Source organism: Gemmobacter sp. (assembly GCF_016792925.1).
Classification (GTDB): Bacteria; Pseudomonadota; Alphaproteobacteria; order Rhodobacterales; family Rhodobacteraceae; genus Gemmobacter.
The window spans coordinates 1-15,830 of sequence record NZ_JAEULU010000200.1 but is presented as its reverse complement, the minus strand read 5'-3'; the positions used below and the strand labels follow the sequence as shown (position 1 = coordinate 15,830).

Here is a 15,830-nt window from a genome sequence, read left to right as displayed (position 1 = left end):
GTTCGTGGCGGTGGGCAAGCCCGGCCTTGTGACGGGCGAGATGCTGAAACCCGGCGCTGCGCTGATCGACATCGGCATCAACCGGATCACCGGGCCGGATGGCAAGGCGCGCACCGTGGGCGATGCCGATTTCGACAGCTGCACGCAGGTGGCCGGCTGGATCACCCCGGTGCCGGGCGGCGTGGGGCCGGTGACGGTGGCGACGCTTCTGAAAAACGCGGTCCTCGCGACGCGCATGCAAATGGATCATTACAGCGCCGCTTTCGCGGTGGAAGGCTGAGGGAGAAAACGATGACGGCAGCAATCATTGACGGCAAGGCCTTCGCGGCGAAGGTGCGCGCGCAAGTGGCCGAGCATGTGGCGCGGTTGAAAGAGCAGAACGGCATCACCCCCGGCCTCGCCGTGGTGCTGGTGGGGGAAGACCCGGCCTCCAAGGTTTATGTGTCCTCCAAGGGCAAGCAGACCGTCGAGGTCGGCATGAATTCTTACGAACACAAGCTGGAGGCGGATACGTCGGAGGCCGATCTGCTGGCACTGATCGCCCGGCTGAATGCCGATCCGGCGGTGCATGGCATTCTGGTGCAGCTGCCGCTGCCGGGGCATCTGAACTCTGATCTGGTGATCAACAGCATTGATCCGGCCAAGGATGTGGACGGGTTCCATATCTCCAACGTGGGCCTTTTGGGAACCGGGCAAAAGTCGATGGTGCCTTGCACACCGCTGGGCTGCCTGATGATGCTGCGCGACCATCACGGCAGCCTTGCCGGGATGAATGCCGTGGTGGTGGGGCGCTCGAACATCGTGGGCAAGCCGATGGCGCAATTGCTGCTGGGCGACAGCTGCACCGTGACCATCGCGCATAGCCGCACCAAGGATCTGGCGGCGGTGTGCCGCGCGGCCGACATCCTCGTGGCCGCCGTGGGCCGCCCCGAGATGATCCCCGGCGATTGGGTGAAGCCCGGCGCCACCGTCATCGACGTGGGCATCAACCGGATCGAGCGCGACGGCAAGGGCGTGCTGGTGGGCGATGTGCATTTCGACAGCGCCAAGGCCGTGGCGGGGGCCATCACCCCGGTGCCGGGCGGCGTGGGGCCGATGACCATCGCCTGCCTGCTGGCCAATACGCTGACCGCCGCCTGCCGCGCCCATGGCCTGCCCGAGCCCAAAGGCCTGACCGCCTGACAGACCGCCCGAGCGTGAAGACCCCGCCCGCGCCCCCTCCGGCGCGGGCTTTTGCATGGCGCGGCGGCGGCTGTCGCCCCTGTCACCGCAATCGCCATATTGCGTTGTTCTCCAATTGTATTATTGATTTATCCCATGTTTGTGTTTTTCGATTTTCTTCGCGCTGACCTGAGCCGTGCAGTCCCCTACATCGCCTGGGCCTGCACCTCGCTCGTGCTGGGCGTGGCCGGGCCCTTTGGCAGCTACGCCGTCCTCAGCTTTCCAGAACGTCTGGCCTTCTGGGGCGGCGCCACGGCGGTGGGGATGCTGGTGGGCATCTCTGCCCGGGCCTTTGTGCGCAGCAGCCTTGGCATGCAGGACATGCGCGCGGTCACGGTGCTGGTGGCGCTGATCTGCGCGGGACTGCTGTCCTGGCCACTGCGCGCGCTGGCGCTGCTGCTTTACCCTGACAAGACCGGGTTTTCCGCCTCGCTGGCCGATACGGCGCTGCTGGTGTTTTCGGTCTCGCTGACCATCGGGGCCTTCCGGGTGGTGGTGGATCTGAGCGCGGCACAATCGCTGCGCGCCATGCCGCCAGCGGAGGGGCCTGTCGCGCCCTTGCCGCGTGTGGTGCAGCGGCTGGAGCCGGAGATGCAGGGCCGCCTGATCGCCATGACGGTGCGCGATCACTATGTCGACATCTATACCGACAAGGGCCGCGCCAGCCTGCTGATGCGCTTTGCCGATGCGATGGAGGAAACCGGGCCAGAGCCGGGCGACCAGATTCACCGCTCGCATTGGGTGGCATGGTGGGCGGTGAAGGGGGTGGAGCGCTCGCCCGGCAAGCTGTGGCTGCGGCTGTGCCCCGAACTGCGCCTGCCGGTCAGCCGCACCTATCGCGAGCGGCTGGTGGCCCGGGGTCTGGTCGAGGCGCCCGGCACCGGCGAGGCCGAGCCTCTGGCCGCCGAATAAAGCGCCGCCGAATAGGGGATGGCGCGCGCCGTGCGGCCGGTCAGGATCGCCAGCGCGCCCGGCGCCTGCATCAGCGGAACCAAAGCCGCCGCATCGCAGGCCAGCCCGCCGGTATAGGTCCCAAAGGCGGGCAGGATCAGCCGCCCGGCAGCGGGATTGAGCAGAAAACACGGCGCCGCTCGCCCGGCCAGCCGCGCCTTGGGATGGTAATGCCCCGAGATTTCCGCCCCCGTCCCCCCCGTCTCGGCCATATGGCGGAAGGTCAGCCCGGCCAGCGTGATCTCGGCGCGGTGCTGCCCGCCCAGGCTGGTCGGGGCGGGATCGTGATTGCCCTCGATCCACAGCCAGTCGCGCCCGTCCATCAGGCGCAGCAGGCTGTCCCGCTCGGCCTCGGCCAGCTCTGACGCGGCGGTCAGATCATCGAAACTGTCGCCCAGACAGATCACCTGCGCCGCCCCGGTGGCCTGCAATTCGGCCTCCAGACGGGCCAGCGTGGCCTGGGTCTCATAGGGGGGCAGCAAGGCCCCGCCGCGCCGCGCCAGCCGCTGCGCCTTGCCGAAGTGCAGGTCAGAGACCACCAGCAGCCCCTGATCCGCCCAGAACAGCGCGCCCGAGGCCCGCGCCTCCAGCCGCGCGCCACCCAGATCGAAAGCATGGCTGCTCATGGTTGGGGCGGGGTGCGCAGATGCGCCTGCAAGGCCAGCAGATCGGCCCAGGCCTCGCGCTTGGCGATCGGGTTGCGCAAGAGGTAAGCGGGATGCAGCATCGGCAGCACCGGCTTGCCCCAGGCCTGCGCCCATTGGCCGCGCAGCCGGGTGATGCCGCGCTGGCGCAGCACGGCCTGCGCCGGAATATTGCCCATCACCACCATCACATCCGGGTCGATCAGGGCAACATGCCGCTCCAGAAATGGCAGCATCATGGCGATTTCCTCGGTCGAGGGATCGCGGTTGCCCGGCGGCTTCCAGGGCATGACATTGGTGATATAGACCGAGGCCGAGGCATCGGGCGCCGAACGCGCCAGCCCGATGGCCGCGAACATCCGGTCCAGCATCTGCCCCGCGCGGCCAACAAAGGGCAGGCCCTGCCGGTCCTCATCGGCGCCGGGCGCCTCGCCGATGATCATCACCCGCGCCTGCGGGTTCCCATCGGAAAGAACCGTGTTGCGCGCGCCCTTTTTCAGATCGCAATGCGGGTAGGCCGCCAGCGCCTCGTGCAGCGCCTCGCGGGTGGCGCAGGCCGCCGCCATCTGCCGCGACACGGCGACCGGATCAACCTTCGGCGCCTCCGGCTCTGGCGCGGGGGCGGCGGGGCGGGCTTGCGGGCGCGGCGTCTGGGCCGCTGGCGTGGCGCGCTGCGGCGCATGCGGATCCGCCGCAGGCAGGGCGTAGCGATCCACCGTCGCCTCGCCGATCGGGTCCAGCACGCCCAGCTCCTGCCACCAGCTCAGCGCGGCGAACGAGGCGTGCCAATCCTCCAGAATGTCCTGTGCGATTCCCATAGGCCGACCCTAAGCCGTGACGGGCGTGGCGGCAACCGGCGCCCGTCAGGCCGCCAGCCGCCGGAAGGTGGGGCGCGGGCCGGAATTGTCAAAGAAGGGCACGCCGGGCTGCTCGCCCCCCGCAAGGATCAGCGCGACCTCGGACAGCACGACCTCGGTAATGAAAGGCAGGTCCAGCAGGCGCACGGCGCGCAGGCTGACCCAGTGCAGATGCGACAGCTCGTCCTCTGCGCCCGAGAAATCCTCGGCGTCGCCCGCGATGGCGCTGGCATCGGCCAGAAAGAACCGCGCGTCAAAGCGGCGGGCGCGGCCCGGCGGGGTGATGGCGCGGAAAACCAGCCGCAAGGCGCCGGCGTCGGGCACAAGACCGCGCGCGGCAAAGCCCTGCCAGCCCTCGGGCACGGCGCCCGGCCCAGTGTCCGGCCCAGTGCCCGGCCCAGTGCCTGGCCATGCGCCGGGGCGGCCAAGGGCCAGGCCGGTTTCCTCGAAAACCTCCCGGATCGCGGCGGCCGCCAATGTGGCCGGAGCCACCGTGGCGCCCGCCAGCCGCGCGGCACAGGGGCCGGGCAGGGCGCGCGCCAGCGGCACGCCCGCGTCGCCCGCATCGACGGCGCCGCCGGGAAAGACATATTTCGACGGCATGAAGGCCGCCCCGGCGCCGCGCTGGCCCATCAGCACCTCGGGCCCCTCCGGTCCGGTCCGGCTGAGGATCAGCGTTGCGGCATCGCGGATCGGCAGCTCAGCGGTCATGACCCGGCGCGCCCTGCGGGCCAAAGCCATGCATCCGGCGCGACCATTGCAGGGCGATGAAGGCGCCCTTGATGCGCGGCAAAAGCCACAGCGTCAGCCCCACGGTCATCACCAGAAACACCGAGAGCATGATCAGCGGATCGGGGCGTAAGCCCAGAAAAGTCCACAGGATCAAGGGGATGACGATATGGCCCACGATCAGGATGGTGATATAGGCCGGGCCGTCATCGGCGCGGTGATGATGCAGCGCCTCGCCGCAGGCCGGGCATTGCGCCCGCACCGACAGATAGCCCTGCAACATCGGTCCCGCGCCGCAATTCGGGCAACAGCGCTGCCAGCCCCGCCGCAGGGCGGGCATGATCGGGCGGTCTGGGGTCTGTGTCATCGCTTTGTAACCATGGCGAGGGAAATGGGAAACGCCCTCCCTACATAGGGCTTCGGGGCGGGTCAGGCCAAGGCCTCTTGGCAAAGATGCGCGGTAAAGTCGCATTTGATGGCCCTTCGCCCGATTTTTCCCAGCTTTGCAAAACCTGCCGCAAAATCGGCGACGGAAAGCCGGGCCTGCCGCGTTTGGGAGGAGGACGGCGCCCGAAACACCGGCGCCGCAGGCTGAACACAGGAGACGCATGATGCAGAAACGCACGATTGGCTATTCGCTGGCTTTGGCCGCGCTGCTGTCCGGCGCGCTCGGGACTGCTGCCGTGGCAGACCGGATGCGCGACCATGGCCCTGGCCCGATGGGCATGATGATGGGCCATGGCCCGATGGGCGGGCCGGATTTCGACTTTGACGCGCTGGATGCCGACAAGGATGGCAAGATCACGCCCGAAGAGTTCAAGACCTTCCGCGCGGCGCAGTTGAAGGCCGTGGATACCGACAATGACGGCAAGATCACCGAGGCCGAGCTGGTGGCCGAGGCGGTGAAGCGCGCCGAGGCACGGGCCAAGGCCGTGGCGCCCGAGATGCTGAAAGAGCTGGATGCCGATGCGGATGGCGCGGTCAGCGTGATCGAATTGCAGGCGGCCGGTCCGCAGATGGGCGGCAAGATGCTGCGCCGGATCGACACCGATGGCGATGGTGCGGTGTCCAAGGCCGAGCTGGAGGCGATGAAGGCCAAATGGGCCGAGCGGGGCGGGCCGGGTCAGCACGGCGGCAAGCATGGCGGCGGCAAACATGGCCATGGCCTCGATGGCCAGCCGCCGATGCCCGAAGCCGGGAACTGACCTCGCCGTTCCGCCCGGCATCTGGCTTGCCGGGCGGAGCCTTCCGGCCTATGCCTTTTTCGGATGACCATGCCGCTGGACGATCTTTCAGACCTGCCCGAGGAGGCCCTGCTGGCGCGCTATGCGGCGGGGGATCGCATGGCGGCGCGTGTGCTGGTGCTGCGGCTGTCGCCTCGGCTTTTGTCGTATGTTTACAGGTTGTTGCGAGATCGGGCCGAGGCTGAGGATGTGGTGCAGGAGGCGCTGTTGCGGCTTTGGCGCATGGCGCCCGCCTGGCGCCCCGGCGAGGCGCGGGTGACGACATGGCTTTACCGCGTGGCGACCAATCTGGTGACCGATCGCCAGCGCGCCCGGCAGCGGCGCCGGGTGGCGGCGCTGGAGGATGCACCGGAGCCTGCGGATTCCGCGCCGGGGGCGGTAGCGCAATTGATCGAGGCCGACCGGATGGCGGCGCTGGAGGCCGCGCTGGCCTGTTTGCCAGAGCGGCAGCGCCAGGCGGTGATCCTGCGCCATCTGGAGGGCCTGTCGAACCCCGAAATCGCCACGATCCTTGAGATCGGGGTGGAGGCGGTGGAAAGCCTGACAGCGCGGGGCAAGCGCGCGCTGGCCGCGGCCCTTGCGGGGCAGCGGGCAGAGTTGGGATATGAGGATGAGGAGGCCCTGCCATGACCCGGCCAGCGGAAGACCCGCGCGATGACATGCTCAACGCCTTGTTTTCACAGGCGAAAGATCAGGTGATGGCGCCTTCGCCCGAGTTTCTGGGGCGCTTGCTGGAAGAGGCCTATGCGGCGCAGCCGGTGGTGGCGCCGCAGCCGCATCCGCATCCGCATGTCGCGCGGGCCGAGCCTCGGCTGCGGCACTGGCTGCGGCGACTGGCGCCGCCGGCGGGGCTGGCAACGGCGGGTCTGGCCGGGTTCTGGCTGGGTTTTGCACAGCCTGCCGCGCTGATGGCGCCGGTGGTCTCGCTGGGGGATGCCGTGGCGGGCACTGGTGAAGTGCTTGAAATGGTTGATCTTATTCCCAGCCTTGATGGCTGGCTTTCGGAGGGTTGAGCATGGCCGAGACACAAGAGACCCAAGCCCTGCCCCCGGCGCCGAAAGCGGCGGGGCGGCGCTGGAAATGGGCCTTTCTGGGGCTGCTGACGCTGAACCTGCTGGCCGCCGGGCTGATTGGCGGGATGATTGCCAAGGGGCCGCCCATGGGTGACCGGGCGATCCGGGATCTGGGGTTTGGACTATATGGTGAGGCTTTGGATGAGGCGGACCGCAAGGCCTTGAGGAAAGCCTTCATGGAACAGGGGCCCGGGCTGCGGGATATGCGCAAGGCCATGCGCGCCGATCTGGCGGGGGTGCTGGCCGCGCTGCGCGCCGAGCCGTTCAACCCCGCCGCGCTGGATGCGGCCTTTGCCCAGCAAACCGCGCGTCTGGAAGAAAAAATGCAGCTGGGTCAAGCGCTTCTGCGCGACCGGCTGGTGGGGATGACCCCCGAGCAACGCCGCGCCTTTGCCGACCGGCTGGAGCGCAGCGTGATCCGGCACGCGCACAAAGGCGGCCCGGAAGCTGGGCGGGATGGCGCGCGGCAAGACTGACCGGGCAGGCGGCGCAACGGTAACGGGCGATACACTTGCCCCGCTGCCAAGGCGCAAAAGGGTAATGCCCTATACGCTTTGCGGCGCAAAACCCGCCAAACTGTAACGGCCTATACGGTTGTGCCCCGGTTCTGGCAGATGCGCAAAGGGCGGCCCGCCTTGGCCGCCCTTTTGCGCATGGCGCCCGCCCGGTTCAGGCGGCGGAGGCCCCCAGGATCACCTGATTGCGCCCGCCCGCCTTTGCGATCATCAGGGCGCGGTCGGCGCGGTCGAAAATCTGGGTGACCTCCTCGGGACGGTCGGTGCCGAAATCGGACACGGCCAGACCGATGGAGACGGTGACCGACAGGCTTTGCCCATCAGGCAGATGGATCGGGCGTTCCTGCACCAGCGCACAGAGACGCTCGGCGGTGCTGCGCGCCTCGGTCAGGCCGATGTCGGGCAGGGCCACCAGAAACTCCTCGCCGCCGATGCGGGCGACCAGATCGGAGGCGCGCAGGTTTTCGGCCAGACGCTGCGCCACCTCGACCAGCACGGCATCGCCCCCGGCATGGCCGAAACGGTCATTCACCGATTTGAAACGGTCAATGTCGATCACCATGACGGCGAAACAGCCCTCCAGCGACTCAGCGCGTTCAGAGATGGCAGCGAGGCGCGGCAGGGCGTAGCGGCGGTTGTAAAGGCCGGTCAGCGGGTCGATCACCGCCATGCGCAGCCCGTCCTGCACCGAGGCGCGGAGCCGGTCGCCCAATTGCTTGCGCCGCAGCACGCCGCGCAGGCGCAACGTCAGCTCGCGCCCGCTGATCTGCGCGGGCAAGGCCAGATTGGCCCCCATGTCATAGGCCATCGCCATGTCTTCGGGGCGGGGGGTGACATGCAGCAGCACCACCCCGGCATGACGGGTGGCCGAGCGCGAGCGCAATTCCGACATGAGCCGCAAGCCGCCGCCCGGCCCGCCCAGATCGGCGTCGATCACAAAGACATCGGGCGTATCGCCGGGCATGGCCAGCGCCTCGGACAGGGCCTCGGCCCGGGTGATGATGCGGGCGCCCCCGGCTTGCAGGGTCAGGGTCTCGCGCCGCCAGCGCAGCGCCAGTTCGGGCCGGTCCGACACGATGACGGTGCTGCCCTGCGCCTCGAACCCGGTCTGCGCCTCGGCCAGGCCCAGGGTTTGCAGGGTCTCGTCGCGCTGGCCCAGCTCGGCCAGGGCCTCGTGCAGGCGCAGCAGGTTGCGCAGGCGGGCCATCAGCACCGCATCCTCGATGGGCTTGATCAGGCAGTCATCCGCCCCGGCCTCCAGCGCGGCAAGGCACAGCGCCGGATCGGTGGAGGCCGAGACCAGAACGACGGGGATGTTGCGGGTTTCGGGTTCGGCGCGCAACTGGCGCAAGACCTCGATCCCCGGCATGTCGGGCAGGGTGGCATCGAGCAAAATGAGATCAGGCTGCACCTCGCGCGCCATGCGCAGGCAGCCCATGCCATCGGAGGCCATCACCGGCTGGTAGCAGGCGGCGGCAAGTTTGACCTTGAAGACGATGCGATTGGTCGCAACGTCGTCGACAATAAGAATTCTGCCTGCCATGTGACTACATCCGTGGCGCTACTTGCTACTGGCTACGATACAGTTTTAGTGCAAGTGGTTAAAAAAATCTTTCCAATTCTTAAGCGAAACCGCCTTTCTGGCAAGGATTCGATCAAAAAACGGGGCGCAAAGCATGAACAGGCGAGAATATGCCGAAACCATCGGTCTGCAATCGTTGACATGGCTGGTGCAGGACAGCGAGCTGCTGGGGCGCTTTCTGGCGGCGACCGGAACCGACCCCGCGCAGATGGCCGAACTGGCCCAGGATGCGGGGTTTCTGGGCGCGGTGCTGGACTTTTTGCTGACCGAAGATTCGCTGGTTCTGGGCTTTGCCGAGGCGTCGGGCCTGGCGCCGGAGGCGGTGTTGCAGGCGCGGGCGTCGCTGCCGGGCGGTGACGTGCCGCATTGGACCTGAGCCGGTCGCGGGCCTTGCGGCGGCGGATCGGAGCGTTAAGGTTTCTGCGCAATTCAGGGAGATTGGCATGATCCGCGCGGTGATTTTCGACAAGGATGGCACGCTGTTCGACTTCCGGCAAAGCTGGGGCGACTGGGCGGCGCGGTTGCTGGCCGATCTGGCCGGTGACGAGGCCGAGCGGGCGCGTCTGGGCGCGGCAGTGGGATTTGACACGGTGGCGCGCGATTTCCACCCGGACAGCCCGGTGATCGCGGGCACGGCGGCCGAGGTGGCCGAGGCCTTGCAGGCGGCGCTGCCCGCGCGCCCGGCGGAGGATCTGTTGGGGCGGATCAATGCGGCGGCGGCGGCGGCGCAGATGGTGCCGGCCGTGCCGCTGCGCCCGCTGCTGGAGGCCTTGCGGGCGCAGGGTCTGGCGATCGGTCTGGCCACCAATGATGCCGAGGCCCCGGCAGAGGCGCATCTGGCGGCGCATGGGTTGCGCGACCTGTTCGATTTCGTGGCCGGGTATGACTCGGGCCATGGCGGCAAACCGGCGCCGGGGCAATTGCTGGCCTTTGCGCAGGCGGTGGGGGTCAGCCCCGGCGATTGCGCCATGGTGGGCGACAGTCTGCATGATCTGGAGGCAGCCAAGGCGGCAGGCATGGCGCGGGTGGCCGTGCTGACCGGGATCGCCGGGCAAGACGTTCTGGCGCCGCATGCCGATGTGGTGCTGGCCGATATTGGCGCTTTGCCGGGCTGGCTGGCGGCGCGGGCGGCGGGATGATCGCCTGTTTGCGACACGTTTTGTCGCAAAACTTGTATGCAATACAATCGGCTTTCCGGCATTCTGCCTTGGCACGGCGGGGATTGGCAAGAGCGGCCGCCGCCTGTTGATCCAAAGCCGCTTGATCCGAGGCCGGGAGACACCAAGATGACGCAAGCGACAGCCAGGCCCGAGCGCAAGCCCCGCACGCTCTTGCCCATGGTGCAGCCGGATTGGGGGCCGCGCGGGGCGCTGGACCCGGTGCTGTCGCCGCTGCCGCCCGAGGGCGTGGCGGCGGTGGCGCAGGCGGCGCTGGGCCTGCTGGCGAACCCCGGCGTGGAGATGGGCAGCCCCGACATCGCGCGGGCGCTGAAGGCGGCAGGCTGCAAGGTCAGCGGCACCCAGGTGCGGATGGCGCCGGAATTCGTGACCGCCATGCTGGCGCGGGCGCCGCGCAGCTTCACCCTCACGCCGCGCAACCCGGCCCGGGCGCTGTCCGTGGCGGCAGAGGGCGGCGCGCTGCATTTCGGGCCGATTTCCTCGGCCACCCATGTCTGGGACATCGAGCGCGGGCGGCGGCTGGCCGATTTCGCGGCCTTTCAGGAGATGATCCGGCTGTCGCAGCTGTTCAACGCGCTGCATTTCATCGGCGGCTATCCGGTGGAGCCTGCCGATATTGCGCCGCCCGAACGCCATCTGCGCTGCATGGCCGAGATGCTGCGGCTGACCGACAAGGTGGTGCATGCCTATGCGCTGGATGTGGGCCAGGCCGAGGAGGCGATGGAGCTGGTGCGGCTGGCCTCCGGCCTTTCGCCCAGTGAATTCGCCGCCAGCCCGCGCATGTTCACCAATATGAACCCGGTCACGCCGCTGAGGCAGGATGGCGCGGTGCTGGAGGCGGCGCTGCGCTTCGCGCAGAACGGGCAGGCGGTCTGCGTCACCCCCTTTGCGGTGATCGGCGCGCCGGGCACGCAGCCGGGGCTGGCGCCCAAGCGGCTGGCAGGGGCGGTGGCGCTGGCGCTGGCCGAGGGGCTGGCGGCGCTGGCGGCGCTGCAATGGCTCGCGCCGGGGGCGCCGGTGCTGCTGGGGGCGCTGCTGCCGGTGGCGGACGCGCGCAGCGGCGCGCCGGTCTATGCCGGGCCGGAACCGGCGCGGGCCATGCAGATGATGGGGCAGATGGCGCGGCATTTCGGGCTGCCCTTCCGCGCCTCGGGCGGCTGCACGGCGGCCATTCCCGACGGGCAGGCGATGTGGGAGATGACACAATCGCTGGCCTCGGCGCAGCAGTCGGGCGCCGCCATGGTCTATCACGCGGCGGGCTGGCTGGAGGGCGGGCTGACCGCCAGCCGCGAAAAGCTGGTGATGGATGTGGAGGTCTTGCAGCAGATGGCGCAACAGGCCGACCCGGCGCTGATCGCCACCGATGCGGCAGCGCTGGCGATGGAGGCCCCGGCGCTGCCTGCCTCGCGCGGCATGCTGTCGGACCTGCGCGCCTATGAGGGCTGGCAGGCGGATGGCGCGCTCTGGACCTCGGAACGCGCCAACCGGATGATCCCGCGCCTGCTGGAGGCGGCGGTGGACCCGAGCCTGCCCGACAGCGCCGAGGAAGCCTTGGCGCGCTTTGTCTCCGACGCCTGCGCCGTCTGATCCGTTGGAATTTGGATATTTTTACCAAGATGAAGCGGCACGGTTGCGCTTCATCTTGGCTCAAATATCCAATTCCGAACGCTGGGGCAGGCGGGCCGTCAGACGGCTTTCGCCAGCGCCTGATCCAGATCGGCGATGATGTCGGCGGCGTCTTCGATGCCGATCGACAGGCGCACCACATCGGGGGCGGCACCGGCGCGGATTTGCGCGGCCTCGTCCAGCTGGCGGTGGGTGGTGGAGGCCGGGTGGATGATGAGCGAGCGGGTATCGCCCAGATTGGCGACATGGCTGAACAGCTTGAGGCTGTCCACCAGCTTTACGCAGGCCTCATAGCCGCCCTTCACCGCCACGGTGAACAGCGCGCCTGCGCCTTTGGGGGTGATCTGCGCCACGCGGGCGTGCCAGGGCGAGGACGCCAGCCCGGCATAGGTGACGCCTGCGATGCGCGGGTCGGGCTCCAGCCATTCGGCCACCTTTTGCGCATTCTCGACATGGCGCTGCATGCGCAGGCCCAGCGTCTCGATGCCCATCAGGGTGTAATGCGCGCCTTGCGGGTTCATGGTCATGCCCAGATCGCGCAGGCCCACGGCGATGGAGTGGAAGGTGAAGGCCATGGCGCCAAGCGCCGCGTGGAAGTTCAGCCCGTGATAGGCGGGTTCGGGGGCGGCGAGCGAGGGGAACTTGCCCGAGGCCGACCAGTCGAACTTGCCGGAATCGACCACGATGCCCCCCGTCACCGTGCCATTGCCGGTGAGGTATTTGGTGGCGGAATGGACGACCAGCGTGGCGCCGTGCTGGATCGGTTTGCACAGATAAGGGGTGGCGGTGGTGTTGTCGACGATCAGTGGCAGGCCCACCCTGCCCGCGACCGAGGCCACCGCATCCAGATCGGTGATCACGCCGCCCGGATTGGCGATGGTTTCGCAAAACAGCGCGCGGGTGTTGTCATCGACCGCAGCCTCGATCGCGGCGGGATCGTCGAAATCGACGAATTTGGCCGACCAGCCGAATTTGCGGATCGTGTTGGAAAACTGCTGGATGGTGCCGCCATAAAGCCGGGTGGAGGCCACGACATTGCAGCCGGGTGCCATCAGCGGGAACAGCGCCATGATCTGCGCCGCATGGCCCGAGGAGCAGCAGACGGCACCGGCGCCGCCCTCCAGCGCCGCGACACGTTCCCCAAGGGCGGCGACGGTGGGGTTGGTCAGACGGGAATAGATATAGCCGACCTCTTGCAGGTTGAAGAGCTTGGCCGCGTGATCGGCATCGCGGAAGACATAGGCCGTGGTCTGGTAGATCGGCACTTGCCGCGCGCCGGTGGCGGGATCGGGGCGGGCACCGGCGTGGATGGCCAGCGTGTCAAAGCCCATCGGGGTCTCGGTCATGGTCTCTCCTCCATTTTCGGGCAGAGCCTAAGGCGACGGGGCCGCCCGAGGCAATGGGGGTGGGGGAGAAAAGCAGCTCCATGCTGTCGCAGGCGGGGCGCGGGGAAGGCCGCGCCTGCGGGGCCGGGTCAGAACAGGAAAATCTGATGGGCGCCAAGTTGGGCGCCATCTTGCAGGTCCAGCAGCAGGATGGGGGCGGCGCCGCCCGCGCCGTCGCGGTCGAGCCAGAGGGTTGCGTCGCTTGGGCGGAAGATCAGCCGGTCATCGGCGTCCAGCGCGGCGGGGCCGATACGGAAGGCGGCGGGATCGAGCGCGCCGCTGCCCTGGCCGGGCAGCAGGCTCGCGGCGAGGCCGATGCGGTCGGCGCCGCTGAAATCGGTGATCCGGTCGCCGGCTTCGCTCTGGCTGTTCAGCAGGAAGCGGTCGGCCCCGGCGCCGCCGCTCAGCGTATCGGCGCCGTCGCCGCCTTGCAGCGTGTCGCGGCCCTTGCCGCCCTCCAGCCGGTCATCGCCGCCTTGCCCGGCCAGCAGATTGGCGGCGCGGTTGCCGCGCAGGTGATCGCCCTGGGCCGAGCCGAGGATGGCCTCGAAGCCGGTGAGGCTGTCGCCCGCCGCGCGCCCGGTGGCGGTGAGGCTGCCATCCAGCGCCAGCGTGATGCCTGTGGCGGCGCTGGTGAAATCCAGCGTGTCAAAGCCCTTGCCGCCATCCAGACGCTCGGCCTGATCGCCGGGCAGGAAGATGTCATTCCCGGCCTCGCCGCGGGCAATGCCCTCGAACCAGCCGCCGATGTTTTCAAAGCGGTCATCGCCGCCGCCCAGCAGCACATCGCCGGTGAGGATGGAGCGGTTGAGAACATTGTCCTGCCCGGTCGAGCTGTCCAGCCCGTCATAGGCGATGCCGCCCCAGATATGGCCCTCGTTGATCAGGGTGATCGGGGCGCGGTCGGCGGCGCCGCCGCGCAGCACGGCGATCTCGCCCCCGGCGATGGAGCCGGTATTCTGCACCCAGGCGCCGCTGCCCGTGCCGGTTTGCAGCCCGATGCCATAGGCCGAGCCGGTGATCTGCCCGGCATTCAGCAGCGTGCTGCTGCCGCGCAGCATGAGCGCCATGAAGGCGGCCAGCACATCGCCGGTGGCCGCGATCTCGATCCGGTTGTCGGTGGCGCTGCGGGTGCCCAGGTCGATGCCATAGGTGGTGCCCGACAAGAGCCCATGGATGCGCAGCAGGTGGTCGCTGCCCGCCCCGGTCAGGGCGCTGCCCGAAAGCGAGGTGAGGCTGATGCGGCGGGTGATGAAGGCATCATCGCCGCTGTCCAGCGCGAGGATGTCGCGCCGGGCGGTCACATCGGCAGTGGGCATGAACAGGGTCACGGGCGGTATCCTTTGCACGGAACTGGCTTTGCACGGGTATGGCTTGGCACGGATATGGCGCTTGGATAGCGCGGAATCGCAGGATTTGCACCCCCCAAGGCGGGGCCGTGTTACGCGCGGTCATCCTTGGGGCTGCCCATGACGACATGGGTGGTCAGCCGCTCCACCTGCGGCAGGGCGCCGAGGATTTCGGTATGGAAATGCTTGTAGGCGACCAGATCGGCGGCCTCGACCCGGAGCAGATATTCGACGGCGCCGGTGATGTTGTGGCATTCGCGCACCTCTGGGGCGCGGGCCATGGCGCGTTCAAACGCCTCTTGCGCGGCCTTGGTGTGCTGGTTCAGGCCCACGGTGATATAGGCGGTGAAGGTGATGCCGGTTTTCGCGGGGTCGATGCTGGCGCGGTAGCCGGTGATGATGCCCTTGCGTTCGAGGTCCTGCACGCGGCGCAGGCAGGCCGAGGGCGAGAGGCCGATGCGGGCGGCGAGGTCAAGGTTGGGCAGCCGCCCCTCGCGGGCGAGGATGCGCAATATCCGTTGGTCTGTGGCGTCGATCTTCGTCATTTGTTGTGAAATGTGAGCCAATGTTGCAATGATTGCAACCCGCTGCGGTGCGGGATGGGGCAGGATTGCGCCATGATGACATATGAGACCCTTCTGGCCCTGACGGGCTTTGCCTTTGTGACCTCGGCCACGCCGGGGCCGAACAATCTGATGCTGATGACTTCGGGCGCCAATTTCGGGCTGCGGCGGACGGTGCCGCATATGCTGGGGATCAGCGTCGGGTTTTCGGTGATGTGTCTGCTGGTGGGATTGGGCGTGGCGGGGGTGATCTTTGCCTGGCCGCTGGCCGATCTGGTGTTGCGAACGCTTTCGGTAGTCTACATGTTGTGGCTGGCTTGGAAGATCGCGCGGGCCGGTGGCCCCGGCGAGGGCCGCGCGGGCGACCGGCCGATGAGCTTTGTGGCGGCGGCGGCCTTTCAATGGGTGAACCCGAAGGCTTGGGCCATGGCCTTGGGCGCGATCGCGCTTTATGCGCCGGATCAAAGCCTTGCGGCGCTGGCGCTGGTGGCGGGCGTGTTTGGGTTGGTGAACCTGCCGACGGTGAGCCTGTGGGCGGCGGCAGGGCAGGGCCTGCGCCGGGTGCTGACCAGCCCGGCCCGGCTGCGCGGGTTCAACTGTACCATGGCGGGTCTGCTGGTCGCCTCGCTCTTGCCGGTGGTGTGGCGGTAGGGGCGACATGCCGGGGGGCGGATGAGGAAACGCAGCGCGTTTCCCCGGCCCTGCGGGAGGGGGGCCGCAAGACCGCCACAACCGGTGACGGAGAGGCCCACGCCCGCCGGGCGGGTGCTGGCCGTTCGCTTTGGGCCAACGGCCCAAACGCGGAAACGGTGCCGCGTGACCCCGGCGATGGCCTCGGCCGTGGGGGGCGTGGCAACTGTCGGGAAATTGTGGGTTCCGGGCGGATCAGGAAACGCACCGCGTTTCCCCGCCC

The 15,830-nt window shown here is 68.5% G+C and carries 18 protein-coding genes and 1 pseudogene; 11 read left to right on the top strand and 8 right to left on the bottom strand.

The window, feature by feature from the left end; all coding sequences use genetic code 11:
• From JNN06_RS09465 to JNN06_RS09455, 3 genes and pseudogenes are all read left to right on the top strand, one after another.
• Window positions 1–280, top strand: a pseudogene (locus JNN06_RS09465) (hypothetical protein); the annotation flags it as partial.
• An 11-nt stretch (window positions 281–291) separates the two neighbouring features.
• A complete protein-coding gene (folD, locus tag JNN06_RS09460) occupies window positions 292–1,182 on the top strand; it encodes a bifunctional methylenetetrahydrofolate dehydrogenase/methenyltetrahydrofolate cyclohydrolase FolD (protein ID WP_291239342.1) in 891 nt (296 codons plus the stop codon).
• Between the two features lie 135 nt (window positions 1,183–1,317).
• Window positions 1,318–2,133, top strand: a complete 816-nt coding sequence (locus JNN06_RS09455; protein WP_291239341.1) for a LytTR family DNA-binding domain-containing protein — start codon at window positions 1,318–1,320, stop codon at window positions 2,131–2,133.
• Here JNN06_RS09455 and pdeM read toward each other — a convergent pair.
• From pdeM to JNN06_RS09435, 4 genes are read right to left on the bottom strand one after another with little or no spacing between them, the layout of a single operon-like run.
• The gene (pdeM, locus tag JNN06_RS09450; protein ID WP_291239340.1) at window positions 2,055–2,798 is read right to left on the bottom strand and encodes a ligase-associated DNA damage response endonuclease PdeM; all 744 of its coding nucleotides are present in this window, start codon (window positions 2,796–2,798) and stop codon (window positions 2,055–2,057) included. The two genes, JNN06_RS09455 and pdeM, sit on opposite strands and share 79 nt — an antisense overlap.
• Window positions 2,795–3,634 (bottom strand): uracil-DNA glycosylase, encoded by an 840-nt coding sequence (locus JNN06_RS09445; protein ID WP_291239339.1) that lies wholly within the window; start codon window positions 3,632–3,634, stop codon window positions 2,795–2,797. The genes pdeM and JNN06_RS09445 overlap by 4 nt, the downstream gene beginning before the upstream one ends.
• A 45-nt stretch (window positions 3,635–3,679) precedes the next feature.
• Window positions 3,680–4,384, bottom strand: a complete 705-nt coding sequence (locus tag JNN06_RS09440; RefSeq protein ID WP_291239338.1) for an NUDIX domain-containing protein — start codon at window positions 4,382–4,384, stop codon at window positions 3,680–3,682.
• Window positions 4,374–4,769 carry a DUF983 domain-containing protein gene (locus JNN06_RS09435; protein ID WP_291239337.1) on the bottom strand — a complete coding sequence of 132 codons (396 nt, stop codon included), beginning with the start codon at window positions 4,767–4,769 and terminating at the stop codon, window positions 4,374–4,376. Before JNN06_RS09435 ends, JNN06_RS09440 begins: the two co-directional genes overlap by 11 nt.
• Before the next feature lie 244 nt (window positions 4,770–5,013).
• Between JNN06_RS09435 and JNN06_RS09430 the strand changes: the two genes are divergently transcribed.
• The 4 genes from JNN06_RS09430 (at window position 5,014) to JNN06_RS09415 (ending at window position 7,195) form a co-directional block, all read left to right on the top strand.
• The gene (locus tag JNN06_RS09430) at window positions 5,014–5,607 is read left to right on the top strand and encodes an EF-hand domain-containing protein (protein ID WP_291239336.1); all 594 of its coding nucleotides are present in this window, start codon (window positions 5,014–5,016) and stop codon (window positions 5,605–5,607) included.
• A 63-nt stretch (window positions 5,608–5,670) separates the two neighbouring features.
• Window positions 5,671–6,276: an RNA polymerase sigma factor gene (locus JNN06_RS09425; RefSeq protein ID WP_291239335.1), complete on the top strand. Its 606-nt coding sequence runs from the start codon at window positions 5,671–5,673 to the stop codon at window positions 6,274–6,276.
• Entirely contained in the window at window positions 6,273–6,659 is a 387-nt protein-coding gene (locus JNN06_RS09420; protein ID WP_291239334.1) for a dihydroorotate dehydrogenase, read from the top strand. Before JNN06_RS09425 ends, JNN06_RS09420 begins: the two co-directional genes overlap by 4 nt.
• 2 nt (window positions 6,660–6,661) lie before the next feature.
• Window positions 6,662–7,195 carry a periplasmic heavy metal sensor gene (locus JNN06_RS09415; RefSeq protein WP_291239333.1) on the top strand — a complete coding sequence of 178 codons (534 nt, stop codon included), beginning with the start codon at window positions 6,662–6,664 and terminating at the stop codon, window positions 7,193–7,195.
• 193 nt (window positions 7,196–7,388) lie between these two features.
• Here the strand turns inward: JNN06_RS09415 and JNN06_RS09410 are convergent, their stop codons facing one another.
• Window positions 7,389–8,777 (bottom strand): diguanylate cyclase, encoded by a 1,389-nt coding sequence (locus tag JNN06_RS09410; RefSeq protein WP_291239332.1) that lies wholly within the window; start codon window positions 8,775–8,777, stop codon window positions 7,389–7,391.
• 133 nt (window positions 8,778–8,910) lie between these two features.
• On the opposite strand from JNN06_RS09410, the gene JNN06_RS09405 reads away from it, so the two are divergent.
• From JNN06_RS09405 to JNN06_RS09395, 3 genes are all read left to right on the top strand, one after another.
• Window positions 8,911–9,192, top strand: a complete 282-nt coding sequence (locus JNN06_RS09405; protein WP_291239331.1) for a DUF3572 domain-containing protein — start codon at window positions 8,911–8,913, stop codon at window positions 9,190–9,192.
• A 67-nt stretch (window positions 9,193–9,259) separates the two neighbouring features.
• On the top strand, window positions 9,260–9,955 hold the full coding sequence (locus JNN06_RS09400; protein ID WP_291239330.1) for an HAD family hydrolase: 696 nt from the start codon (window positions 9,260–9,262) through the stop codon (window positions 9,953–9,955).
• 147 nt (window positions 9,956–10,102) lie between these two features.
• Window positions 10,103–11,581: a trimethylamine methyltransferase family protein gene (locus JNN06_RS09395; RefSeq protein ID WP_291239329.1), complete on the top strand. Its 1,479-nt coding sequence runs from the start codon at window positions 10,103–10,105 to the stop codon at window positions 11,579–11,581.
• Between the two features lie 98 nt (window positions 11,582–11,679).
• Here the strand turns inward: JNN06_RS09395 and JNN06_RS09390 are convergent, their stop codons facing one another.
• From JNN06_RS09390 to JNN06_RS09380, 3 genes are all read right to left on the bottom strand, one after another.
• Entirely contained in the window at window positions 11,680–12,966 is a 1,287-nt protein-coding gene (locus JNN06_RS09390) for an O-acetylhomoserine aminocarboxypropyltransferase/cysteine synthase family protein (RefSeq protein ID WP_291239328.1), read from the bottom strand.
• Window positions 12,967–13,094: 128 nt separating this feature from the next.
• A complete protein-coding gene (locus tag JNN06_RS09385; RefSeq protein ID WP_291239327.1) occupies window positions 13,095–14,336 on the bottom strand; it encodes a calcium-binding protein in 1,242 nt (413 codons plus the stop codon).
• Window positions 14,337–14,446: 110 nt separating this feature from the next.
• Window positions 14,447–14,899 carry an Lrp/AsnC family transcriptional regulator gene (locus JNN06_RS09380; protein WP_291239326.1) on the bottom strand — a complete coding sequence of 151 codons (453 nt, stop codon included), beginning with the start codon at window positions 14,897–14,899 and terminating at the stop codon, window positions 14,447–14,449.
• 75 nt (window positions 14,900–14,974) lie between these two features.
• Between JNN06_RS09380 and JNN06_RS09375 the strand changes: the two genes are divergently transcribed.
• A complete protein-coding gene (locus JNN06_RS09375) occupies window positions 14,975–15,568 on the top strand; it encodes a LysE family translocator (protein ID WP_291239325.1) in 594 nt (197 codons plus the stop codon).
• Window positions 15,569–15,830: the final 262 nt, after the last annotated feature.